The following is a 19988-nucleotide window of genomic DNA, read 5'->3' as shown; positions in this document are numbered from 1 at the left end:
ATTTGGCGGGAATTCGTTCCTGCCATTTTGCTTTTCTTGCAAGACAATAGCGTCGCAAGACAACAGTGGAGCTAGTAGATGGCAACTATCAACCAGCTGGTACGTCAGCCGCGTAAGCGTATCGTCGAGAAATCCGACGTGCCTGCGCTGCAGAACTGCCCGCAACGTCGTGGCGTATGCACTCGTGTGTATACCACCACGCCGAAAAAACCTAACTCGGCACTGCGTAAAGTATGCCGTGTGCGTCTGACCAACGGTTTCGAGGTTTCCTCGTACATCGGCGGTGAAGGCCACAACCTGCAAGAGCACAGCGTCGTACTGATCCGTGGCGGCCGTGTAAAAGACTTGCCAGGTGTTCGTTACCACACCGTTCGCGGCTCTTTGGATACTTCCGGCGTTAAAGGTCGTAACCAAGGTCGTTCGAAGTACGGTACCAAGAAGCCTAAGTAGTAGTGGCTTTTTGTAAAAACTGAATCATCTATTTTTCTGAGTCGATAAGAGTAAGGTCGGAGGCGTCCCGAAAGGGCACCGATTCCGAGCGAACCTGAAGACCGTTTGAGGGCTTATCCATGCCAAGAAGACGCGTAGCAGCCAAGCGCGAAGTGCTTGACGATCCAAAATACGGCAGCCAGATCCTGGCCAAGTTCATGAACCACGTGATGGAAAGCGGCAAGAAAGCCGTTGCCGAGCGTATCGTTTATGGCGCGCTGGAAAAGGTTAAAGAACGCAAGAACAGCGACCCCCTGGAAATCTTCGAGAAAGCTCTCGACGCCATCGCTCCGCTGGTCGAAGTAAAGTCGCGCCGTGTAGGCGGTGCTACTTACCAGGTTCCGGTCGAAGTTCGTCCGTCCCGTCGTAACGCTCTGGCAATGCGCTGGTTGGTAGACTTCGCCCGTAAGCGCGGCGAGAAGTCTATGGCCCTGCGTTTGGCTGGCGAACTGTTGGACGCTGCTGAAGGCAAAGGTGCTGCAGTTAAGAAGCGTGAAGACGTGCACCGTATGGCTGAAGCCAACAAGGCTTTCTCGCACTACCGCTTCTAATTTTAGCGTCACTAATTTTGCGAGGGCTTTATGGCTCGTACAACACCGATTAACCGCTACCGTAACATTGGTATCGTTGCTCACGTGGATGCTGGTAAAACCACCACCACCGAGCGCGTCCTTTTTTACACTGGCAAAAGTCACAAAATGGGCGAGGTGCATGACGGCGCCGCGACCACAGACTGGATGGTTCAGGAGCAGGAGCGTGGTATTACCATTACTTCTGCTGCCATTACCGCCTTCTGGCAGGGTTCCGAGAAGCAGCACAAGGACCAATACCGTTTCAACGTCATCGACACCCCGGGCCACGTTGACTTCACTATTGAAGTTGAGCGTTCCCTGCGTGTTCTCGACGGCGCGGTCGTTGTGTTCTGCGGCACCTCGGGTGTTGAGCCTCAGTCGGAAACCGTATGGCGTCAAGCCAACAAGTACGGCGTTCCACGTCTTGTTTACGTAAACAAGATGGACCGTGCTGGTGCAAACTTCCTGCGCGTGATCGGCCAGATCAAGCAGCGTCTGGGTCACACTCCGGTGCCAATCCAATTGGCTATCGGTTCCGAAGACAACTTCCAGGGTCAGATCGATCTGATGGCTATGGAAGCTGTTTACTGGAATGACTCCGACAAAGGCATGGTTCCAGTTCGCAAGCCTATCCCTGCTGAGCTGCAGGAACTGGCTGACGAGTGGCGCGGCAACATGGTTGAGGCTGCGGCCGAAGCCAGCGAAGAACTGATGAACAAGTACCTCGAAGGTGAAGAACTCACCAACGCGGAAATCAAGGCCGCTCTGCGTCAGCGTACTATCGCTGGCGAAATCGTCCTGGCTGTTTGCGGTTCTTCCTTCAAGAACAAGGGCGTTCCCCTGGTTCTCGACGCCGTTATCGATTACCTGCCTGCTCCAACTGACATTCCTGCCATCAAGGGTACTGACCCTGATGACGAGGAAAAGCAGATGGAGCGTCATGCAGATGACAGCGAGCCGTTCTCGGCTCTGGCTTTCAAAATCGCTACCGACCCATTCGTGGGTACTTTGACCTTCGTCCGTGTTTACTCGGGCGTGTTGGCCTCCGGCGACGGCGTGATCAACTCGGTTAAAGGCAAGAAAGAGCGCGTGGGTCGTATGGTGCAAATGCACGCAAACGCCCGTGAAGAAATCAAGGAAGTGCGCGCTGGTGACATCGCGGCCTTGATCGGCATGAAGGACGTCACCACTGGCGAAACCTTGTGCAGCGCTGACAAGCCAATCATCCTGGTTCGCATGGACTTCCCGGAGCCGGTTATTTCGGTTGCCGTAGAACCTAAGACCAAGGATGACCAGGAAAAAATGGGTATCGCTCTGGGCAAGCTTGCTCAGGAAGATCCATCTTTCCGCGTCAAGACTGATGAGGAGACTGGTCAAACGATCATCTCCGGCATGGGCGAGTTGCACCTGGACATCCTGGTTGACCGGATGCGCCGCGAGTTCAACGTTGAAGCCAACATCGGTAAGCCTCAGGTTTCCTATCGTGAGCGCATCACGAAGAACTGTGAAATCGAAGGCAAGTTCGTTCGTCAGTCCGGCGGTCGTGGTCAGTTCGGCCACTGCTGGATCCGTTTTGCTCCTGCTGACGAAGGTCAGGAAGGTCTGCAATTCGTGAACGAAGTGGTGGGTGGTGTGGTTCCTAAGGAATACATCCCGGCTATCCAGAAGGGTATCGAAGAGCAGATGAAGAACGGCGTTGTTGCCGGTTATCCGCTGATCGGCCTGAAGGCTACCGTGTTTGATGGTTCCTACCACGACGTCGACTCGAACGAGATGGCGTTTAAGGTGGCTGCTTCCATGGCGACCAAGCAACTGGCCCAGAAGGGCGGTGGTGAGTTGCTCGAGCCGATTATGGCGGTAGAGGTTGTTACACCTGAAGACTATATGGGTGACGTGATGGGCGACCTTAACCGTCGTCGCGGCATGATCCTGGGTATGGAAGATACGGTTTCCGGTAAAGTAATTCGTGCCGAGGTTCCGTTGGGCGAGATGTTCGGTTATGCGACCGACGTTCGTTCCATGTCCCAAGGTCGCGCAAGCTACTCTATGGAATTCAAAAAATACAATACGGCTCCGTCGCACATCGTCGAAACCGTTACCAAAAAACAAGGCTGATTCAGCCCCTTTAGGCTAGGAGTTAATTGTCGTGGCTAAAGAAAAATTTGATCGTTCCCTACCGCACGTCAACGTTGGCACCATCGGTCACGTTGACCATGGTAAAACCACTCTGACTGCTGCTCTGACTCGCGTCTGCTCCGAAGTTTTCGGTTCGGCTGTTGTTGCTTTCGACAAGATCGACAGCGCACCAGAAGAAAAGGCTCGTGGTATCACCATCAACACCGCGCACGTTGAGTACAACTCGAAGATCCGTCACTACGCTCACGTTGACTGCCCAGGTCACGCTGACTATGTGAAGAACATGATCACCGGTGCTGCTCAAATGGACGGCGCTATCCTGGTTTGCTCGGCTGCTGATGGTCCGATGCCACAAACCCGTGAGCACATCCTGCTGTCCCGTCAGGTAGGCGTTCCGTACATCGTGGTTTTCCTGAACAAGGCTGACTTGGTAGACGACGCTGAGCTGCTGGAACTGGTTGAGATGGAAGTGCGCGATCTGCTGAGCACTTACGACTTCCCGGGCGACGACACTCCGATCATCATCGGTTCTGCTCGTATGGCTCTTGAAGGTCTTGACGACAACGAAATGGGTACCACTGCTGTTAAGAAGCTGGTGGAAACTCTGGACAGCTACATCCCAGAGCCAGTTCGTCTGACCGACAAGCCGTTCCTGATGCCAATCGAAGACGTATTCTCGATCTCGGGTCGCGGTACTGTTGTGACTGGTCGTATCGAGCGCGGTATCGTTCGCGTTCAAGATCCACTGGAAATCGTTGGTCTGCGTGACACTACCGTCACCACCTGCACCGGTGTTGAAATGTTCCGCAAGCTGCTCGACGAAGGTCGTGCTGGCGAGAACTGCGGCGTTCTGCTGCGTGGTACCAAGCGTGACGACGTTGAGCGTGGCCAGGTTCTGGTTAAGCCGGGTTCGGTTAAGCCGCACACCAAGTTCACTGCAGAAGTTTACGTTCTGAGCAAGGAAGAAGGCGGTCGTCATACTCCGTTCTTCAAAGGCTACCGTCCACAGTTCTACTTCCGTACTACTGACGTGACTGGTAACTGCGAGCTGCCAGAAGGCGTTGAAATGGTAATGCCAGGTGACAACATTCAAATGACTGTTACCCTGATCAAAACCATCGCAATGGAAGACGGTCTGCGTTTCGCTATCCGTGAAGGCGGTCGTACCGTCGGCGCTGGCGTCGTAGCCAAAATCATCGAGTAAGCTCTTTTTGAGTTAACTTTGATGAGTTGAAAAAGCCCCCGCTTAGCGGGGGCTTTTTTATTGGGTTGACACCTATCTGGGGCGTCTATAGAATTGCGCCTCCTTTTAACGGGCGTATTGCGCTCGGTGGGAATAGCAGCCGGAGTCTGAAATCCAATGCAAAATCAGCAAATCCGTATCAGGTTGAAGGCTTTTGACCATCGCCTGATCGACCAATCCACCCAGGAAATCGTGGAAACCGCGAAACGTACTGGTGCTCAAGTGCGTGGTCCAATTCCACTGCCTACCCGTAAAGAGCGGTTCACCGTTCTGGTCTCCCCGCACGTCAACAAAGACGCGCGTGACCAGTACGAGATCCGTACTCATAAGCGCGTTCTGGACATCGTCCAGCCAACGGATAAAACCGTTGATGCTCTTATGAAGCTTGATCTTGCGGCCGGTGTGGAAGTGCAGATCAGCCTCGGCTAAGACTCGGTCTTAGTCGTGTAACGCTCTGAAATGGGCGGCCATAGCGGGTGAAAGCCCCGTACACTCATGAGGTTTACAACATGACTATTGGTGTAGTCGGTCGTAAATGCGGTATGACCCGTATTTTCACCGAAGAAGGTGTCTCCATTCCGGTCACGGTCATTGAGATCGAGCCGAATCGCGTCACCCAGTTCAAAACTGAAGAGACCGATGGCTATCGTGCAGTGCAAGTCACTGTAGGCGAGCGTCGTGCTTCGCGTGTTACAGCTGCTCAGGCTGGCCACTTCGCTAAGGCGAACGTTGCCGCTGGTCGTACCGTAATGGAATTCCGTCTTGAAGAAGGCGAGTACCAGGCCGGCGATCTGATCAACGCTGAAATCTTCGCTGCTGGTCAACTGGTTGATGTAACCGGTCAGTCCAAAGGTAAAGGCTTCCAGGGTACGATCAAGCGTTGGAACTTCCGCGGGCAAGATAATACCCACGGTAACTCCGTGTCCCACCGCGTTCCAGGCTCTATCGGCCAGTGCCAGACTCCTGGTCGTGTATTCAAGGGCAAAAAAATGTCCGGTCATATGGGCGCTGAGCGCGTGACCGTGCAGTCCCTCGAAGTAGTGCGCGTGGACGCTGAACGCAATCTGTTGTTGGTCAAGGGCGCTGTTCCTGGCGCTACTGGCGGCAACTTGGTTGTACGTCCAGCAGCCAAGGCTCGCGGTTAAGGGGAAGCTGACATGCAATTAAATGTAAATGACGCTCAAGCGATCGAAGTTTCCGAACTGACATTTGGCGGCGAATTCAACGAGACGCTGGTTCACCAAGCAGTCGTGGCCTACATGGCCGGCGGCCGTCAAGGTTCCAAGCAGCAAAAGACCCGTTCCGACGTTCGTGGTGGCGGTAAGCGCCCATGGCGTCAGAAAGGTACTGGCCGTGCTCGTGCCGGTACTATCCGTAGCCCAATCTGGCGTGGCGGCGGTACCACTTTCGCAGCTCGTCCTCAGGATCACACCCAGAAGCTGAACAAGAAGATGTACCGCGCAGCAATGCGTTCCATCCTTGCTGAGCTGGTGCGTACTGATCGTCTGGTTGTGGTTCAGGACTTCGCTGTTGATGCACCGAAGACCAAAGATCTGCTGAACAAACTGACCGGCATGGGCCTGACTGACGTCTTGATCGTGTCTGAAGTGGTTGATCAGAACCTGTACCTGGCTGCTCGCAACCTGCCACACGTTGATGTACGTGACGTGCAAGGTTCCGATCCAGTTAGTCTGATCGCATACGACAAGGTGTTGATCACCGTGTCGGCCGTGAAGAAATTCGAGGAGCTGCTGGGATGAACCAGGAACGCGTATTTAAAGTTCTGCTTGGCCCGCACGTTTCCGAGAAGGCTACGGTTCTGGCTGACAAGAAAGGCCAGTTCGTTTTCAAGGTTGCAACTGACGCAACCAAGCTGGAAATCAAGAAGGCCGTCGAAAGCCTGTTCAGCGTGAAAGTTGAGCGTGTTACTACCCTGAATGTTCTGGGTAAGAGCAAGCGCACCGCTCGCGGTCTGGGCAAGCGTAATGACTGGAAGAAGGCAGTTATCTCCCTTCAGCCAGGCCAAGATCTCGATTTCAGCAGCAGTGCTGAGTAAGGAAGGGGTGCATCATGGCAATCGTTAAATGCAAACCGACTTCCCCTGGCCGCCGTTTTGTGGTCAAGGTGGTCAACCAGGAGCTGCATAAAGGCGCTCCTCACGCACCGCTGCTCGAGAAAAAATCGAAGACTGGTGGTCGTAACAACAATGGTCGTATTACCACTCGTCATATCGGTGGTGGCCATAAGCAGCATTATCGTCTGGTCGATTTCCGTCGCAACGACAAAGATGGCATCGCTGCCACTGTCGAGCGTATCGAATACGATCCAAACCGTACTGCTCACATCGCTCTGCTGCTGTACGCAGATGGCGAGCGTCGCTACATCATCGCCCCTAAAGGCGTTAGCGCTGGCGACCAGCTGATCGCAGGTGCTTTGGCGCCGATCAAGCCGGGCAACGCTCTGCAACTGCGTAACATTCCAGTTGGTAGCACCGTACACGGCATCGAATTGAAGCCAGGTAAAGGCGCGCAAATCGCTCGTTCCGCTGGTGCTTCGGCTCAGCTGATCGCTCGTGAAGGTGTCTACGTGACCCTGCGTCTGCGTTCTGGTGAGATGCGTAAAGTGCTGGCTGAATGCCGCGCGACCCTGGGTGAAGTCTCGAACTCCGAGCACAGCCTGCGTTCGCTGGGTAAAGCTGGTGCCAAACGCTGGCGTGGCGTTCGCCCAACCGTTCGTGGTGTTGCCATGAACCCGGTTGACCACCCACATGGTGGTGGTGAAGGTCGTACCTCTGGTGGTCGTCATCCGGTATCGCCATGGGGCTTCCCGACTAAGGGCGCGAAGACTCGTGGTAATAAGCGTACCGACAAAATGATCGTCCGTCGTCGCAAGTAAATAGAGGGATACGACAGTGCCACGTTCTCTGAAAAAAGGTCCTTTTATCGATCTTCACCTACTGAAGAAGATCGAAGTGGCGGCGGAAAAGAACGATCGCAAACCAGTTAAAACCTGGTCGCGCCGTTCGATGATCCTGCCACAAATGGTCGGTCTGACCATCGCAGTACACAACGGTCGTCAACATGTGCCAGTTCTCGTGAACGAAGACATGGTCGGCCACAAACTGGGCGAGTTCGCCGGTACCCGCACATATCGTGGGCACGTGGCTGACAAGAAAGCCAAGCGTTAAGGGGTTAGGAAATGGAAGTAGCCGCTAAGTTGTCGGGCGCTCGAATCTCCGCCCAGAAAGCCCGCTTGGTCGCCGACCAGATCCGCGGGAAGAAGGTGGGCGAAGCGCTCAACTTGTTGGCTTTCAGCAGTAAGAAAGCCGCCGAGATCATGAAGAAAGTGCTGGAGTCGGCCGTAGCCAACGCCGAGCATAACGAAGGCGCAGACGTTGATGACCTTAAGGTCAGCACCGTTTTCGTCAACGAAGGGCGTTCGCTGAAGCGAATCATGCCACGTGCCAAAGGCCGTGCTGATCGCATCGTCAAGCGGTCTTGCCATATCACTGTCAAGGTTGCTGACAAGTAACGGAGTCGAAGAGATGGGTCAGAAAGTACATCCCATTGGCATTCGCCTGGGAATCGTCAAGGAGCACACCTCCGTCTGGTACGCAGACGGTCGGACTTATGCGGACTATTTGTTCGCTGATCTGAAGGTGCGTGAGTATCTCCAAGACAAACTAAAAAGCGCGTCCGTAAGCCGTATCGATATCCATCGTCCGGCCCAAACTGCACGTATCACCATCCACACCGCTCGTCCAGGTATCGTTATCGGGAAGAAAGGTGAAGATGTTGAGAAACTGCGTCAGGACCTGACCAAACAAATGGGTGTGCCTGTGCACATCAATATCGAAGAAATCCGCAAGCCGGAGCTCGACGGTATGTTGGTTGCGCAGAGCGTAGCTCAGCAGCTGGAGCGTCGTGTAATGTTCCGTCGCGCTATGAAGCGCGCTGTACAGAACGCCATGCGCATTGGTGCCAAAGGCATCAAAATCCAAGTGAGCGGTCGTCTCGGCGGTGCTGAAATCGCACGTACTGAATGGTATCGCGAAGGTCGTGTGCCACTGCACACCCTGCGTGCCGACATCGACTATGCCAACTACGAAGCTCACACCACTTACGGTGTGATCGGTGTAAAGGTTTGGATCTTCAAAGGCGAAGTAATTGGTGGTCGCCAAGAAGAACTGAAACCACAAGCACCAGCGCCTCGTAAAAAAGCTGCTAAGTAAGGGGTACGCCAAATGTTGCAACCAAAGCGTACGAAGTTCCGCAAGCAGATGACAGGCCACAACCGTGGTCTGGCTCAGCGCGGTAGCAAAGTCAGCTTCGGCGAGTTCGCGCTGAAGTCTGTAGCTCGTGGTCGTCTCACCGCTCGTCAGATCGAGTCAGCGCGTCGTGCTCTGACCCGTCACGTTAAACGTGGCGGCAAGATCTGGATCCGTGTATTCCCGGACAAGCCTATTTCCAAAAAGCCCCTCGAAGTTCGGATGGGTAAAGGTAAGGGTAGTGTGGAGTACTGGGTTGCCCAGATTCAGCCAGGCAAAGTCCTGTATGAAATCGAGGGCGTTTCTGAAGAGCTGGCGCGTGAGGCTTTTGCCCTGGCTGCTGCAAAGCTGCCGCTCGCCACCGCTTTTGTTAAACGGACGGTGATGTGATGAAAGCGAACGAACTTCGTGAAAAAGACGCGCCGCAGCTTAACGAGCAACTGCTCGGCCTGCTGCGCGACCAGTTCAATCTGCGCATGCAGAAAGCAACTGGCCAGTTGGGGCAGTCTCACCTGCTCCGGCAAGTTAAGCGTGACATCGCTCGCGTGAAGACTGTGCTCAAACAGCAGGCAGGTAAGTAATCATGGCTGAAGCCGAAAAAACCGTCCGTACGCTGACTGGCCGTGTTGTCAGCGACAAAATGGACAAGACCATCACCGTTCTGATCGAGCGTCGCGTAAAGCACCCGATCTACGGTAAATACGTTAAGCGTTCGACTAAGCTGCACGCGCACGACGAAACCAATCAGTGCCACATCGGCGACAAAGTCACTATTCGTGAAACTCGTCCGTTGGCCAAGACCAAGTCTTGGGCGCTGGTTGATGTTCTCGAACGCGCTGTGGAAGTCTAAGGACTAGGGGTCGGAGAAATTATATGATTCAGACTCAATCCATGCTCGATGTGGCCGATAACAGCGGCGCTCGCCGCGTTATGTGCATCAAGGTGCTGGGTGGCTCCCATCGTCGTTACGCTGGTATCGGTGACATCATCAAAGTTACCGTGAAGGAAGCAATTCCTCGCGGTAAAGTGAAAAAAGGCCAAGTGATGACTGCTGTTGTAGTCCGCACTCGTCACGGCGTACGTCGTGCTGATGGCTCCATTATCCGCTTTGATGGCAACGCTGCTGTTCTTCTGAACAACAAGCAAGAGCCGATCGGCACCCGTATCTTTGGGCCAGTGACCCGTGAACTTCGTACTGAGAAGTTCATGAAGATCGTCTCGCTCGCCCCAGAAGTGCTGTAAGGAGATCCGACATGCAAAAGATTCGTCGTGACGACGAGATCATCGTGATCGCCGGCAAAGACAAAGGTAAGCGCGGTAAGGTGCTTAAGGTTCTCGCTAACAACCGTCTGGTTATTGGCGGTCTGAACCTGGTTAAGCGTCATACCAAGCCTAACCCGATGTCGGGCGTACAAGGCGGTATCGTCGAAAAAGAAGCTCCACTGGACGCTTCTAACGTCGCCATTTTCAACGGCGAAACCAACAAGGCTGACCGCGTTGGTTTCAAAGTAGAAGACGGCAAGAAAATTCGTGTCTTCAAGTCGACCCAAAAAGCGGTTGATGCTTGAACACTGCTAGGTAGAAGACCATGGCACGACTAAAAGAGATTTACTGGAAGGAAATCGCACCGAAGCTTAAGGAAGAACTTAAGCTTTCGAACGTGATGGAAGTTCCACGCGTTACCAAAATCACCCTGAACATGGGTCTGGGCGAAGCGGTCGGTGACAAAAAAGTCATCGAACACGCTGTTGCTGACCTGGAAAAGATCACCGGCCAGAAAGTCGTTGTGACCTACGCTCGGAAATCCATCGCTGGCTTTAAAGTCCGTGAAGGTTGGCCGATCGGCGTCAAAGTGACCCTGCGCCGTGAGCGTATGTATGAATTCCTGGATCGTCTGCTGTCGATCTCCCTGCCTCGGGTTCGCGACTTCCGCGGCCTGAATGCCAAGTCCTTCGATGGTCGTGGTAACTACAGCATGGGCGTTAAAGAGCAGATCATCTTCCCGGAAATCGACTACGACAAGATCGATGCTCTCCGCGGTCTGGACATTACCCTGACCACCACTGCCAAGAACGATGATGAAGGTCGCGCCCTGTTGCGTGCTTTCAAATTCCCGTTCCGCAACTGATTGGAGTAGGAAAATGGCCAAGATGAGCATGAAAAACCGCGAGCTGAAGCGTCAGCTCACGGTTGCCAAGTACGCCAAAAAGCGTGCAGCACTGAAAGCTATCATCGTTGATCTGAACGCAAGTCCAGAAGCGCGTTGGGAAGCTACAGTAGCTCTGCAGAAGCAGCCACGTGACGCAAGCGCTTCGCGCATGCGTAACCGCTGCCGCCTGACCGGTCGTCCACACGGCGTTTACCGCAAGTTCGGCCTCGGCCGTAACAAACTGCGTGAAGCTGCAATGCGTGGTGACGTACCTGGTCTGGTTAAAGCCAGCTGGTAAGCACTGTCAAAGTCTCGGTGTTCGGGGTCGCAAGATCCTGACCACCGGTGACCTTGAACTTGAATCAAGCCCCTTTTGGGGCTTGATTCATTTGTGGGGTGTGTCTAGAATACCCGGCTCGCCTGAGCCCGTGCTTTTATCGCATGGATGTGCTCGGCGACAAGTAGTAGCCGCAAGGCTAATTTTTTTGTATTAGGAGCGTCTAGCCCATGAGTATGCAGGACCCGTTAGCGGACATGCTAACTCGAATCCGTAATGCCCAGATGGCTGAAAAGTCCGTCGTAAGCATGCCATCTTCTACTTTGAAGGTAGCTGTTGCCAAAGTCCTGAAGGACGAAGGTTACATTGCGGGTTATCAGATCAGCAGCGAAATCAAACCACTGCTGTCCATCGAGCTGAAGTACTTCGAAGGCCGTCCGGTCATCGAGGAAGTGAAGCGCGTTAGCCGTCCAGGCCTGCGTCAGTACAAGTCCGTCGATGATCTGCCAAAAGTTCGTGGCGGTCTCGGTGTGTCTATCGTCTCCACCAACAAAGGTGTGATGACGGATCGTGCTGCGCGCGCTGCCGGTGTCGGCGGCGAAGTTCTTTGCACTGTGTTCTAAGGGGGGATAAGCATGTCACGCGTCGCTAAGAACCCCGTTAAGCTGCCAGCCGGTGTCGAAGTCAAATTCGCAGGCCAACAGCTTTCGGTGAAGGGTGCCAAGGGTACTCTCGAACTGAACATCCATTCGTCCGTTGAGATCGTTGAAGAGGCTGGTGAGCTGCGTTTCGCTGCTCGCAATGGCGATCAACAAACTCGCGCAATGGCTGGTACCACTCGTGCGTTGGTAAACAACATGGTCCAAGGCGTAAGCCAAGGCTTCGAGCGTAAGCTCCAGCTGGTCGGTGTTGGTTACAAAGCGCAAGCAAAAGGCACAGTGCTGAACCTGGCTCTTGGCTTCTCGCACCCAGTGGATTATGAACTGCCGGAAGGCATCACCGCTGAGACTCCTAGCCAAACCGACATCCTGATTCGGGGTATCGATAAGCAGCTGGTAGGTCAAGTGGCCGCCGAGATCCGCGACTTCCGTCCACCAGAGCCGTACAAAGGCAAAGGTGTGCGCTACGCGGACGAAGTCGTCCGTCGTAAAGAAGCCAAGAAGAAGTAGGGCATAGCAAATGACCGACAAAAAAGTTACTCGACTGCGTCGCGCTCGCAAAGCACGCCTGAAAATGCACGAACTCGAAGTCGTGCGTCTCTGCGTGTTCCGCTCGTCGCAGCACATCTACGCCCAGGTCATTTCGGCCGACGGCAACAAAGTCCTGGCATCTGCCTCGACTTTGGATAAAGAACTGCGTGATGGCGCCACTGGCAACATCGACGCGGCCACTAAGGTTGGCCAGCTGGTCGCTACGCGTGCTAAAGCCGCTGGCGTCTCGCAGGTGGCTTTCGACCGCTCTGGCTTCAAGTACCACGGCCGCGTCAAGGCGCTGGCTGATGCTGCTCGTGAAGCTGGGCTGGAGTTCTAAGTTATGTCAAATAACGACCAAAAGCGCGACGAAGGCTACATTGAGAAGCTGGTTCAAGTTAACCGCGTAGCCAAAACCGTAAAAGGCGGCCGTATCTTCACTTTCACCGCGTTGACCGTGGTTGGTGATGGTAAAGGGCGTGTTGGCTTCGGCCGTGGCAAGTCACGTGAAGTGCCTGCTGCGATCCAGAAGGCAATGGAAGCTGCTCGTCGCAACATGATCCAAGTTGATCTGAACGGCACCACTCTGCAGTACGCAATGAAGTCCGGTCACGGCGCTTCGAAGGTGTACATGCAGCCTGCTTCTGAAGGTACCGGTATCATCGCTGGCGGCGCTATGCGTGCTGTCCTCGAAGTTGCTGGCGTTCAGAACGTTCTGGCCAAGTGCTACGGCTCGACTAACCCGGTAAACGTGGTTCACGCCACTTTCAAAGGTTTGAAAGCTATGCAGTCTCCTGAATCCATTGCCGCCAAGCGTGGCAAAAGCGTCAAGGAGATCTTCTGATCATGGCTACCGTTAAAGTTACGCTGATCAAAAGCATGACCGGCCGCATCCCTAACCACAAACTGTGCGTTAAGGGTCTGGGTCTGCGTCGCATCGGTCACACTGTAGAAGTACTTGATACTCCCGAGAATCGCGGGATGATCAACAAGGCTTACTACATGCTGCGTGTCGAGGGTTAATCGATGAAACTCAATGATCTGAGTCCAGCGCCGGGTTCCCGTCGCGAAAAGCATCGTCCGGGCCGTGGTATCGGTAGTGGTTTGGGCAAGACCGGTGGCCGTGGCCACAAAGGTCAGTCCTCCCGCTCCGGTGGCACCATTGCTCCAGGCTTTGAAGGCGGTCAACAGCCGCTGCATCGTCGCCTGCCGAAGTTCGGTTTCGTTTCCCTGAAAGCCATGGATCGCGCAGAAGTGCGTTTGTCCGAGCTGGCTAAAGTGGAAGGCGACATCGTCACCGTGCAGTCCCTGAAAGATGCCAACGTGATCAACGTCAACGTACAGCGTGTGAAAATCATGCTGTCCGGCGAAGTGACTCGCGCTGTTACCATCGGAAAGGGAATCGGCGCCACCAAAGGTGCGCGTGCGGCTATCGAAGCAGCTGGCGGCAAGTTCGAGGAATAAATGGCTAAGCAAGGTGCTCTCTCTGCGCTCGGCAAAGGCGGTATGTCTGAACTCTGGGCTCGTCTGCGTTTTCTGTTCCTGGCGATTATCGTCTACCGAATAGGCGCACACATCCCGGTTCCAGGTATCAACCCGGACCGACTCGCGGACCTGTTTCGACAGAATGAGGGGACCATTCTTAGCTTGTTCAACATGTTTTCCGGCGGCGCGCTGGAGCGGATGAGCATCTTTGCATTGGGGATCATGCCGTACATTTCGGCATCGATCATCATGCAACTGATGACAGCCGTCAGCCCGCAGCTGGAGCAGTTGAAGAAGGAAGGTGAAGCTGGGCGTCGCAAGATTGCCCAGTACACCCGCTACGGCACTGTCGTCCTCGCTCTCGTTCAGGCTATTGGCATGTCCATTGGTCTGGCAGGGCAGGGCGTATCGTTCACTGGTGACTTTGGCTTCCATTTCGTCGCGGTATCCACTTTTGTGGCTGGTGCGATGTTCATGATGTGGCTGGGTGAGCAGATTACTGAGCGTGGTGTTGGCAACGGTATCTCGATGTTGATTTTCGCAGGTATCGTCGCCGGTCTTCCGAGAGCGATCGGGCAGTCTTTCGAGTCTGCACGTCAGGGTGATATCAACATCTTCGCCCTGGTTGCCATCGGTTTGCTGGCAGTAGCGATTATCGGTTTTGTGGTGTTCATTGAGCGTGGCCAGCGTCGTATTGCTGTTCACTACGCCAAGCGTCAGCAGGGCCGTAAGGTGTTTGCTGCGCAGACTAGCCACTTGCCGCTGAAGGTGAACATGGCCGGTGTTATTCCGGCTATTTTCGCGAGCAGCATTTTGCTGTTTCCGGCTTCGTTGGGTACCTGGTTCGGTCAGTCTGAAGGTATGGGCTGGTTGCAGGACATCTCGCAGTCGATCGCTCCTGGTCAGCCGTTGAATATTCTGCTGTTTAGTGCAGGGATTATTTTCTTCTGCTTCTTCTATACGGCGTTGATGTTCAATCCGAAAGACGTAGCGGAAAACCTGAAGAAGTCCGGTGCCTTTATTCCGGGCATCCGTCCAGGTGAGCAGTCGGCGCGCTACATTGACGGCGTTCTGACTCGTTTGACCCTGTTCGGTGCTCTATATATGACGGCCGTGTGCCTGCTGCCCCAGTTCCTGGTGGTTGCGGCAAACGTTCCGTTCTACCTTGGCGGGACCTCGTTGCTGATCGTCGTCGTGGTTGTGATGGACTTCATGTCCCAAGTACAATCGCACCTCGTTTCGCACCAGTACGAATCCCTGATGAAGAAAGCCAACCTGAAGGGTTACGGCAGCGGCATGTTGCGCTGAGTACCCATAAGGTTCGAGGAGTTGGTGATGAAAGTTCGTGCATCGGTGAAAAAGCTGTGCCGTAACTGCAAGATTATTCGCCGCGAAGGTGTTGTTCGAGTAATTTGCAGCGCGGAACCGCGTCACAAACAGCGCCAAGGCTGAGTGTGATTGTGCTTCAAGCCCGGTAGCTAGTGCGCTACCGGGTTGATTATTTGTTATTACAGCGATATTATCTCGCGCCCTATTTCTTGGCTTCCGGGGCGTAGGTAGCTGTCAATTGGAGTCCCACTGAATGGCCCGTATTGCAGGCGTTAACATTCCAGATAACAAGCATACTGTTATCTCGCTGACCTACATCTATGGTGTTGGTCGCACTACTGCACAGAAGATCTGTGCAGTGACTGGGGTAAACCCAGCCGCAAAGATCAAGGATCTGAGCGACGAGCAGATTGAACAGCTGCGTGGCGAAGTGGCGAAGTTCACCACTGAAGGTGACCTGCGTCGCGAAATCAACATGAAAATCAAGCGTTTGATGGACCTCGGTTGCTATCGCGGTCTGCGTCATCGTCGTGGTCTTCCAGTACGCGGTCAGCGTACCAAGACTAACGCGCGTACCCGTAAAGGTCCGCGTAAGCCGATCCGCAAGTAATCGCCCCAGCGAATCGACAGGAAATTAATCATGGCTAAACCTGCTGCTCGTCCTCGTAAAAAAGTTAAAAAGACAGTGGTTGATGGCATCGCCCACATCCATGCATCTTTTAACAACACAATCGTGACCATCACCGACCGTCAAGGCAACGCTCTTTCCTGGGCTACCTCCGGTGGTTCGGGTTTCCGCGGTTCCCGCAAGTCCACCCCGTTTGCTGCTCAAGTAGCTGCTGAACGTGCTGGTCAAGCTGCGCTGGAATACGGCCTGAAAAACCTCGACGTTAACGTCAAAGGTCCAGGCCCAGGTCGTGAATCTGCAGTCCGCGCTTTGAACGGCTGTGGCTACAAGATCGCCAGCATCACCGACGTGACGCCAATCCCGCACAACGGGTGCCGTCCGCCGAAGAAGCGCCGCGTGTAATCCAGGAGATTGTAAAGAATGGCTCGTTACATTGGTCCAAAATGCAAACTCGCTCGTCGCGAAGGCACCGATCTCTTTCTGAAGAGCGGCGTGCGCGCGATCGAATCGAAGTGCAACATTGAAGCAGCACCTGGTATCCACGGCCAACGCCGCGGTCGCCAGTCCGATTACGGCACCCAACTGCGCGAAAAGCAGAAGGTCCGTCGTATCTACGGCGTTCTCGAGCGTCAATTCAGCGGCTACTACAAAGAAGCTGCTGGCAAGAAAGGTGCAACCGGTGAAAACCTGCTGCAACTGCTCGAATGCCGTCTGGACAACGTTGTATACCGTATGGGTTTTGGCTCTACTCGTGCCGAATCCCGTCAGCTGGTATCGCACAAATCCGTCAGCGTTAACGGTCAGACCGTAAACGTACCGTCTTACCAGGTTCGTGCTGGTGACGTGGTCGCGATTCGCGAGAAAGCAAAGAACCAACTTCGCATTGTCCAAGCTCTCGATCTGTGTGCCCAACGTGGCCGCGTAGAATGGGTAGAAGTAGACACTGAGAAGAAGTCGGGCGTTTTCAAGAACGTTCCAGCTCGCAGTGATCTGTCCGCCGACATCAACGAAAGCCTGATTGTCGAGCTCTACTCCAAGTAAGGGCTAGAAAATAGGTGCATCCATGCAGATTTCGGTAAATGAGTTCCTGACACCCCGCCATATTGATGTGCAGGTTGTCAGTCCAACCCGCGCCAAGATCACTCTCGAGCCTCTCGAGCGTGGTTTCGGCCACACCCTGGGCAACGCGCTGCGCCGCATCCTGTTGTCCTCAATGCCCGGCTGTGCAGTAGTCGAGGCCGAGATTGACGGTGTACTCCATGAGTACAGCGCCATCGAAGGCGTACAGGAAGACGTAATTGAAATCCTGTTGAACCTTAAAGGTCTGGCTATCAAGCTGCACGGTCGTGACGAAGTTACGCTGACCTTGTCGAAGAAGGGTTCGGGGGTGGTTACCGCTGCCGATATTCAGCTGGATCATGATGTCGAGATCGTTAACCCCGATCACGTAATCGCTAACCTGGCGTCTAACGGCGCCCTGAACATGAAGCTCACCGTAGCTCGTGGTCGTGGTTATGAACCGGCAGACTCGCGTCAGAGCGATGAAGACGAAAGCCGCAGCATCGGTCGCTTGCAGCTTGACTCTTCGTTCAGCCCGGTTCGCCGTATCGCATACGTGGTGGAAAACGCCCGTGTCGAGCAGCGTACTAACCTGGACAAGCTGGTTATTGATCTGGAAACCAACGGTACCCTGGATCCTGAAGAGGCTATCCGTCGCGCTGCAACCATTCTGCAACAGCAGTTGGCTGCGTTCGTCGACCTCAAAGGTGACAGTGAGCCAGTGGTTGTCGAGCAGGAAGACGAGATCGATCCGATCCTGCTTCGCCCGGTTGACGATCTGGAACTGACTGTACGTTCGGCTAACTGCCTTAAGGCGGAAAACATCTACTACATCGGTGACCTGATTCAGCGTACCGAAGTAGAGCTGTTGAAGACTCCGAACCTTGGCAAGAAATCCTTGACTGAAATCAAGGACGTTCTGGCCTCCCGCGGTCTGTCCCTCGGCATGCGCCTCGACAACTGGCCGCCTGCAAGTCTTAAGAAGGACGACAAGGCGACTGCCTGATCGTCGTAATCACCGAACGTTGTGTTTGGTAAGGAATGAACCATGCGTCATCGTAAAAGTGGTCGTCACCTGAGCCGCACCAGCTCGCACCGCAAGGCCATGTTTCAAAACATGGCGGTGTCGCTGTTCGAGCACGAGCTGATCAAAACTACACTGCCAAAAGCTAAAGAACTGCGTCGCGTTGCTGAGCCGCTGATCACTTTGGCCAAGACAGACAGCCTGGCTAACCGCCGCCTGGCCTTCGACCGTACTCGTTCGAAAGCTATCGTTGGTAAGCTCTTCAACGACCTGGGCAAGCGTTACGCTACCCGTGAGGGTGGCTACCTGCGCATCCTCAAGTGCGGCTTCCGCACTGGCGACAACGCGCCTATGGCGTACGTCGAGTTGGTTGATCGTCCTGTCGGCGGTGAAGCTGTATCCGCTGAGTAAGACGTCAGTCTGAAACGAAGAACCGGGCCTAGCGCCCGGTTTTTTGTGGGCGTTCGAAAAGCGAAGCCGTTGTTAGTAATTTTCTATCGACACTTACAAGTTAATGAATTTGTAGGTGTAACGTTCCTGATCAATACTCCCTCTCAGCCGATAAGCCGGCAGTTCAAGACTGACAGAGGAAGAGATCGCATGAGCCAAAATAAAACACTTACAACCGCCAGTGGCGCTCCTGTCGCCGACAACCAGAATTCCCGCTCTGCCGGTCCTCGCGGCCCATTGCTGCTCGACGACTTCCACCTGATCGAGAAACTTGCCCACTTCAACCGTGAAAACATTCCGGAGCGCCGCGTACACGCCAAAGGTTCGGGTGCTTACGGTACGTTCACCGTCACGCGTGACATTACCGAGTACACCAGCGCCAAGCTGTTTGAATCTGTCGGTAAGCAAACGCCAACCTTCCTGCGTTTTTCCACTGTGGGTGGTGAGCGCGGTTCGGCAGACACCGAGCGCGATCCACGTGGCTTCGCCCTGAAGTTCTATACGGAAGAAGGCAACTGGGACATCGTTGGTAACAACACACCGGTGTTCTTCATTCGCGATCCGCTCAAATTTCCGGACTTTATCCACACGCAAAAACGCCTGCCGCAGAGCAACCTGAAAAGCGCGCAGATGATGTGGGACTTCTGGTCGCACTCGCCCGAGGCGCTGCACCAGGTCACCATCCTGTTTTCGGACCGTGGCATCCCTGACGGCTACCGTCACATGCACGGCTTCGGCAGCCACACTTACAGCCTGATCAACGCCAGCGGCGAGCGTCACTGGGTGAAGTGGCACTACAAGACCCAGCAAGGAATCAAGAACCTGGCGCCGGCAGAGGCTGCACGCCTGGCCGGTACGGATCCGGATTACGCACAACGCGACTTGTTCGGTGCCATTGAGCGCGGTGATTTCCCGAAATGGCGCGTATGCATTCAGATCATGACCGAGGCCCAGGCTGCTGCGCATTACGAGAATCCTTTCGACGTGACCAAGACCTGGTCGCAGAAAGAGTTTCCACTGATCGAAGTGGGCGAATTGGAACTCAACCGCAATCCGCTGAACTACTTCGCCGAAGTCGAGCAGGCGGCGTTCGGTCCGAGCAATATGGTGCCGGGTGTTGGCCTGTCGCCAGACCGCATGCTGCAAGGTCGCGTGTTCGCTTACGCAGATGCGCACCGTTACCGTGTAGGCACGAACCACCAGCAGTTGCCGGTGAATGCGCCTCGCAGCCCGGTCAATAGCTACCAGCGTGATGGTTCCATGGCGTTTGGAAGCAATGGCGGTGCTGCGCCGAACTACGAGCCGAACAGCTACGTCGAGTCGCCGAAACAGGCACCTCGCTACGCTGAGCCGGCTCTGGCATTGAGTGGTGCGGCCGATCGTTACGACCATCGCGAAGACACCGACTACTACAGCCATGCCGGTGCGCTGTTCCGGCTCATGAATGATGAGCAGAAGGCGCTGTTGGTCAACAACATCGCCGGAGCGATGGCTGGCGTCTCCACTGATGTGGTTGATCGCCAATTGCAGCACTTCTTCAAGGCCGACCCGGCGTATGGAGAAGCAATCGCAAGGGCACTCAACGTACAGCTTAACGAAGTCTAAACGAGAAGCAGAACCGCCCTCATTTGGGCGGTTTTTGCGCTATTTAAACTACTTTTCTCAGAATATCTTCGCTTTTATCGCGCAA

The 19988-nt window shown here is 54.5% G+C and carries 33 protein-coding genes; all 33 read left to right on the top strand.

The window, feature by feature from the left end:
- Positions 1-78 precede the first annotated feature (78 nt).
- Entirely contained in the window at positions 79-450 is a 372-nt protein-coding gene (gene rpsL / locus Q7W83_RS25325; protein ID WP_002555494.1) for a 30S ribosomal protein S12, read from the top strand.
- A 119-nt stretch (positions 451-569) separates the two neighbouring features.
- Positions 570-1040 carry a 30S ribosomal protein S7 gene (gene rpsG / locus Q7W83_RS25320; RefSeq protein WP_002555493.1) on the top strand — a complete coding sequence of 157 codons (471 nt, stop codon included), beginning with the start codon at positions 570-572 and terminating at the stop codon, positions 1038-1040.
- Positions 1041-1070: 30 nt separating this feature from the next.
- A complete protein-coding gene (gene fusA, locus Q7W83_RS25315) occupies positions 1071-3176 on the top strand; it encodes an elongation factor G (RefSeq protein ID WP_150582440.1) in 2106 nt (701 codons plus the stop codon).
- Positions 3177-3207: 31 nt separating this feature from the next.
- The gene (tuf, locus tag Q7W83_RS25310) at positions 3208-4401 is read left to right on the top strand and encodes an elongation factor Tu (protein ID WP_150634595.1); all 1194 of its coding nucleotides are present in this window, start codon (positions 3208-3210) and stop codon (positions 4399-4401) included.
- 156 nt (positions 4402-4557) lie between these two features.
- On the top strand, positions 4558-4869 hold the full coding sequence (gene rpsJ / locus Q7W83_RS25305) for a 30S ribosomal protein S10 (protein ID WP_003186070.1): 312 nt from the start codon (positions 4558-4560) through the stop codon (positions 4867-4869).
- Between the two features lie 80 nt (positions 4870-4949).
- Positions 4950-5585, top strand: coding sequence for a 50S ribosomal protein L3 (rplC, locus tag Q7W83_RS25300; RefSeq protein ID WP_003186059.1), 636 nt, complete (start codon positions 4950-4952; stop codon positions 5583-5585).
- Between the two features lie 12 nt (positions 5586-5597).
- The gene (gene rplD, locus Q7W83_RS25295) at positions 5598-6200 is read left to right on the top strand and encodes a 50S ribosomal protein L4 (RefSeq protein ID WP_007896707.1); all 603 of its coding nucleotides are present in this window, start codon (positions 5598-5600) and stop codon (positions 6198-6200) included.
- Complete coding sequence (gene rplW / locus Q7W83_RS25290; RefSeq protein ID WP_002555488.1) at positions 6197-6496, top strand: 50S ribosomal protein L23; 300 nt, start codon at positions 6197-6199, stop codon at positions 6494-6496. The genes rplD and rplW overlap by 4 nt, the downstream gene beginning before the upstream one ends.
- Positions 6497-6510: 14 nt before the next feature.
- Positions 6511-7335 carry a 50S ribosomal protein L2 gene (rplB, locus tag Q7W83_RS25285; protein WP_003210080.1) on the top strand — a complete coding sequence of 275 codons (825 nt, stop codon included), beginning with the start codon at positions 6511-6513 and terminating at the stop codon, positions 7333-7335.
- A 16-nt stretch (positions 7336-7351) separates the two neighbouring features.
- Positions 7352-7627: a 30S ribosomal protein S19 gene (rpsS, locus tag Q7W83_RS25280; protein WP_002555486.1), complete on the top strand. Its 276-nt coding sequence runs from the start codon at positions 7352-7354 to the stop codon at positions 7625-7627.
- Positions 7628-7638: 11 nt separating this feature from the next.
- Positions 7639-7971, top strand: a complete 333-nt coding sequence (gene rplV / locus Q7W83_RS25275) for a 50S ribosomal protein L22 (protein ID WP_003103908.1) — start codon at positions 7639-7641, stop codon at positions 7969-7971.
- 13 nt (positions 7972-7984) lie between these two features.
- On the top strand, positions 7985-8671 hold the full coding sequence (rpsC, locus tag Q7W83_RS25270; RefSeq protein ID WP_003176422.1) for a 30S ribosomal protein S3: 687 nt from the start codon (positions 7985-7987) through the stop codon (positions 8669-8671).
- Between the two features lie 12 nt (positions 8672-8683).
- Entirely contained in the window at positions 8684-9097 is a 414-nt protein-coding gene (gene rplP, locus Q7W83_RS25265; RefSeq protein WP_007896757.1) for a 50S ribosomal protein L16, read from the top strand.
- The gene (gene rpmC / locus Q7W83_RS25260) at positions 9097-9288 is read left to right on the top strand and encodes a 50S ribosomal protein L29 (RefSeq protein ID WP_008030901.1); all 192 of its coding nucleotides are present in this window, start codon (positions 9097-9099) and stop codon (positions 9286-9288) included. The genes rplP and rpmC overlap by 1 nt, the downstream gene beginning before the upstream one ends.
- A 2-nt stretch (positions 9289-9290) precedes the next feature.
- Entirely contained in the window at positions 9291-9557 is a 267-nt protein-coding gene (rpsQ, locus tag Q7W83_RS25255; RefSeq protein ID WP_003176419.1) for a 30S ribosomal protein S17, read from the top strand.
- 23 nt (positions 9558-9580) lie between these two features.
- Positions 9581-9949 carry a 50S ribosomal protein L14 gene (rplN, locus tag Q7W83_RS25250; RefSeq protein ID WP_002555479.1) on the top strand — a complete coding sequence of 123 codons (369 nt, stop codon included), beginning with the start codon at positions 9581-9583 and terminating at the stop codon, positions 9947-9949.
- Between the two features lie 11 nt (positions 9950-9960).
- Positions 9961-10275, top strand: coding sequence for a 50S ribosomal protein L24 (gene rplX / locus Q7W83_RS25245; protein WP_003176416.1), 315 nt, complete (start codon positions 9961-9963; stop codon positions 10273-10275).
- A gap of 20 nt (positions 10276-10295) precedes the next feature.
- Entirely contained in the window at positions 10296-10835 is a 540-nt protein-coding gene (rplE, locus tag Q7W83_RS25240; protein WP_003176415.1) for a 50S ribosomal protein L5, read from the top strand.
- Positions 10836-10848: 13 nt separating this feature from the next.
- Positions 10849-11154, top strand: coding sequence for a 30S ribosomal protein S14 (rpsN, locus tag Q7W83_RS25235; protein WP_003176414.1), 306 nt, complete (start codon positions 10849-10851; stop codon positions 11152-11154).
- Between the two features lie 209 nt (positions 11155-11363).
- Positions 11364-11756, top strand: a complete 393-nt coding sequence (gene rpsH, locus Q7W83_RS25230; protein WP_003186040.1) for a 30S ribosomal protein S8 — start codon at positions 11364-11366, stop codon at positions 11754-11756.
- A 12-nt stretch (positions 11757-11768) separates the two neighbouring features.
- Positions 11769-12302 carry a 50S ribosomal protein L6 gene (gene rplF / locus Q7W83_RS25225; RefSeq protein ID WP_007896774.1) on the top strand — a complete coding sequence of 178 codons (534 nt, stop codon included), beginning with the start codon at positions 11769-11771 and terminating at the stop codon, positions 12300-12302.
- Between the two features lie 10 nt (positions 12303-12312).
- Positions 12313-12663, top strand: coding sequence for a 50S ribosomal protein L18 (rplR, locus tag Q7W83_RS25220; protein ID WP_003186037.1), 351 nt, complete (start codon positions 12313-12315; stop codon positions 12661-12663).
- A 3-nt stretch (positions 12664-12666) separates the two neighbouring features.
- Positions 12667-13167, top strand: coding sequence for a 30S ribosomal protein S5 (rpsE, locus tag Q7W83_RS25215; RefSeq protein ID WP_007943782.1), 501 nt, complete (start codon positions 12667-12669; stop codon positions 13165-13167).
- 2 nt (positions 13168-13169) lie between these two features.
- The gene (gene rpmD / locus Q7W83_RS25210; protein ID WP_003186033.1) at positions 13170-13346 is read left to right on the top strand and encodes a 50S ribosomal protein L30; all 177 of its coding nucleotides are present in this window, start codon (positions 13170-13172) and stop codon (positions 13344-13346) included.
- A gap of 3 nt (positions 13347-13349) precedes the next feature.
- Positions 13350-13787 carry a 50S ribosomal protein L15 gene (rplO, locus tag Q7W83_RS25205; RefSeq protein ID WP_007896782.1) on the top strand — a complete coding sequence of 146 codons (438 nt, stop codon included), beginning with the start codon at positions 13350-13352 and terminating at the stop codon, positions 13785-13787.
- Entirely contained in the window at positions 13788-15116 is a 1329-nt protein-coding gene (secY, locus tag Q7W83_RS25200; RefSeq protein WP_008073883.1) for a preprotein translocase subunit SecY, read from the top strand. It begins immediately after the preceding gene.
- Between the two features lie 27 nt (positions 15117-15143).
- Positions 15144-15260 (top strand): 50S ribosomal protein L36, encoded by a 117-nt coding sequence (gene rpmJ, locus Q7W83_RS25195; RefSeq protein ID WP_002555468.1) that lies wholly within the window; start codon positions 15144-15146, stop codon positions 15258-15260.
- Positions 15261-15390: 130 nt separating this feature from the next.
- Positions 15391-15747: a 30S ribosomal protein S13 gene (rpsM, locus tag Q7W83_RS25190; protein ID WP_003186020.1), complete on the top strand. Its 357-nt coding sequence runs from the start codon at positions 15391-15393 to the stop codon at positions 15745-15747.
- A 30-nt stretch (positions 15748-15777) separates the two neighbouring features.
- Positions 15778-16167 carry a 30S ribosomal protein S11 gene (gene rpsK / locus Q7W83_RS25185; protein WP_002555466.1) on the top strand — a complete coding sequence of 130 codons (390 nt, stop codon included), beginning with the start codon at positions 15778-15780 and terminating at the stop codon, positions 16165-16167.
- Between the two features lie 18 nt (positions 16168-16185).
- Positions 16186-16806 carry a 30S ribosomal protein S4 gene (gene rpsD / locus Q7W83_RS25180; protein WP_003210056.1) on the top strand — a complete coding sequence of 207 codons (621 nt, stop codon included), beginning with the start codon at positions 16186-16188 and terminating at the stop codon, positions 16804-16806.
- 22 nt (positions 16807-16828) lie between these two features.
- Positions 16829-17830 (top strand): DNA-directed RNA polymerase subunit alpha, encoded by a 1002-nt coding sequence (locus Q7W83_RS25175; RefSeq protein WP_003186012.1) that lies wholly within the window; start codon positions 16829-16831, stop codon positions 17828-17830.
- Positions 17831-17872: 42 nt separating this feature from the next.
- Positions 17873-18259: a 50S ribosomal protein L17 gene (gene rplQ, locus Q7W83_RS25170; RefSeq protein WP_007896790.1), complete on the top strand. Its 387-nt coding sequence runs from the start codon at positions 17873-17875 to the stop codon at positions 18257-18259.
- A 189-nt stretch (positions 18260-18448) separates the two neighbouring features.
- A complete protein-coding gene (locus Q7W83_RS25165) occupies positions 18449-19903 on the top strand; it encodes a catalase (protein WP_473657555.1) in 1455 nt (484 codons plus the stop codon).
- The last annotated feature ends 85 nt before the right edge of the window (positions 19904-19988 follow it).

The sequence above is a fragment of the Pseudomonas sp. 300 genome, assembly GCF_055803035.1.
Note: the sequence above shows the minus strand (reverse complement) of the source record. Positions and strands in the feature narration are given on the sequence as shown.

Bases quoted from the DNA above. Each gene is read 5' to 3' on its own strand.
- rpsL (WP_002555494.1), top strand. From the start codon at position 79: ATGGCAACTATCAACCAGCTGGTACGTCAGCCGCGTAAGCGTATCGTC.
- rpsG (WP_002555493.1), top strand. From the start codon at position 570: ATGCCAAGAAGACGCGTAGCAGCCAAGCGCGAAGTGCTTGACGATCCA.
- fusA (WP_150582440.1), top strand. From the start codon at position 1,071: ATGGCTCGTACAACACCGATTAACCGCTACCGTAACATTGGTATCGTT.
- rpsJ (WP_003186070.1), top strand. From the start codon at position 4,558: ATGCAAAATCAGCAAATCCGTATCAGGTTGAAGGCTTTTGACCATCGC.
- rplC (WP_003186059.1), top strand. From the start codon at position 4,950: ATGACTATTGGTGTAGTCGGTCGTAAATGCGGTATGACCCGTATTTTC.
- rplD (WP_007896707.1), top strand. From the start codon at position 5,598: ATGCAATTAAATGTAAATGACGCTCAAGCGATCGAAGTTTCCGAACTG.
- rplW (WP_002555488.1), top strand. From the start codon at position 6,197: ATGAACCAGGAACGCGTATTTAAAGTTCTGCTTGGCCCGCACGTTTCC.
- rplB (WP_003210080.1), top strand. From the start codon at position 6,511: ATGGCAATCGTTAAATGCAAACCGACTTCCCCTGGCCGCCGTTTTGTG.
- rplV (WP_003103908.1), top strand. From the start codon at position 7,639: ATGGAAGTAGCCGCTAAGTTGTCGGGCGCTCGAATCTCCGCCCAGAAA.
- rpsC (WP_003176422.1), top strand. From the start codon at position 7,985: ATGGGTCAGAAAGTACATCCCATTGGCATTCGCCTGGGAATCGTCAAG.
- rplP (WP_007896757.1), top strand. From the start codon at position 8,684: ATGTTGCAACCAAAGCGTACGAAGTTCCGCAAGCAGATGACAGGCCAC.
- rpmC (WP_008030901.1), top strand. From the start codon at position 9,097: ATGAAAGCGAACGAACTTCGTGAAAAAGACGCGCCGCAGCTTAACGAG.
- rpsQ (WP_003176419.1), top strand. From the start codon at position 9,291: ATGGCTGAAGCCGAAAAAACCGTCCGTACGCTGACTGGCCGTGTTGTC.
- rplN (WP_002555479.1), top strand. From the start codon at position 9,581: ATGATTCAGACTCAATCCATGCTCGATGTGGCCGATAACAGCGGCGCT.
- rplX (WP_003176416.1), top strand. From the start codon at position 9,961: ATGCAAAAGATTCGTCGTGACGACGAGATCATCGTGATCGCCGGCAAA.
- rplE (WP_003176415.1), top strand. From the start codon at position 10,296: ATGGCACGACTAAAAGAGATTTACTGGAAGGAAATCGCACCGAAGCTT.
- rpsN (WP_003176414.1), top strand. From the start codon at position 10,849: ATGGCCAAGATGAGCATGAAAAACCGCGAGCTGAAGCGTCAGCTCACG.
- rpsH (WP_003186040.1), top strand. From the start codon at position 11,364: ATGAGTATGCAGGACCCGTTAGCGGACATGCTAACTCGAATCCGTAAT.
- rplF (WP_007896774.1), top strand. From the start codon at position 11,769: ATGTCACGCGTCGCTAAGAACCCCGTTAAGCTGCCAGCCGGTGTCGAA.
- rplR (WP_003186037.1), top strand. From the start codon at position 12,313: ATGACCGACAAAAAAGTTACTCGACTGCGTCGCGCTCGCAAAGCACGC.
- rpsE (WP_007943782.1), top strand. From the start codon at position 12,667: ATGTCAAATAACGACCAAAAGCGCGACGAAGGCTACATTGAGAAGCTG.
- rpmD (WP_003186033.1), top strand. From the start codon at position 13,170: ATGGCTACCGTTAAAGTTACGCTGATCAAAAGCATGACCGGCCGCATC.
- rplO (WP_007896782.1), top strand. From the start codon at position 13,350: ATGAAACTCAATGATCTGAGTCCAGCGCCGGGTTCCCGTCGCGAAAAG.
- secY (WP_008073883.1), top strand. From the start codon at position 13,788: ATGGCTAAGCAAGGTGCTCTCTCTGCGCTCGGCAAAGGCGGTATGTCT.
- rpmJ (WP_002555468.1), top strand. From the start codon at position 15,144: ATGAAAGTTCGTGCATCGGTGAAAAAGCTGTGCCGTAACTGCAAGATT.
- rpsM (WP_003186020.1), top strand. From the start codon at position 15,391: ATGGCCCGTATTGCAGGCGTTAACATTCCAGATAACAAGCATACTGTT.
- rpsK (WP_002555466.1), top strand. From the start codon at position 15,778: ATGGCTAAACCTGCTGCTCGTCCTCGTAAAAAAGTTAAAAAGACAGTG.
- rpsD (WP_003210056.1), top strand. From the start codon at position 16,186: ATGGCTCGTTACATTGGTCCAAAATGCAAACTCGCTCGTCGCGAAGGC.
- Q7W83_RS25175 (WP_003186012.1), top strand. From the start codon at position 16,829: ATGCAGATTTCGGTAAATGAGTTCCTGACACCCCGCCATATTGATGTG.
- rplQ (WP_007896790.1), top strand. From the start codon at position 17,873: ATGCGTCATCGTAAAAGTGGTCGTCACCTGAGCCGCACCAGCTCGCAC.
- Q7W83_RS25165 (WP_473657555.1), top strand. From the start codon at position 18,449: ATGAGCCAAAATAAAACACTTACAACCGCCAGTGGCGCTCCTGTCGCC.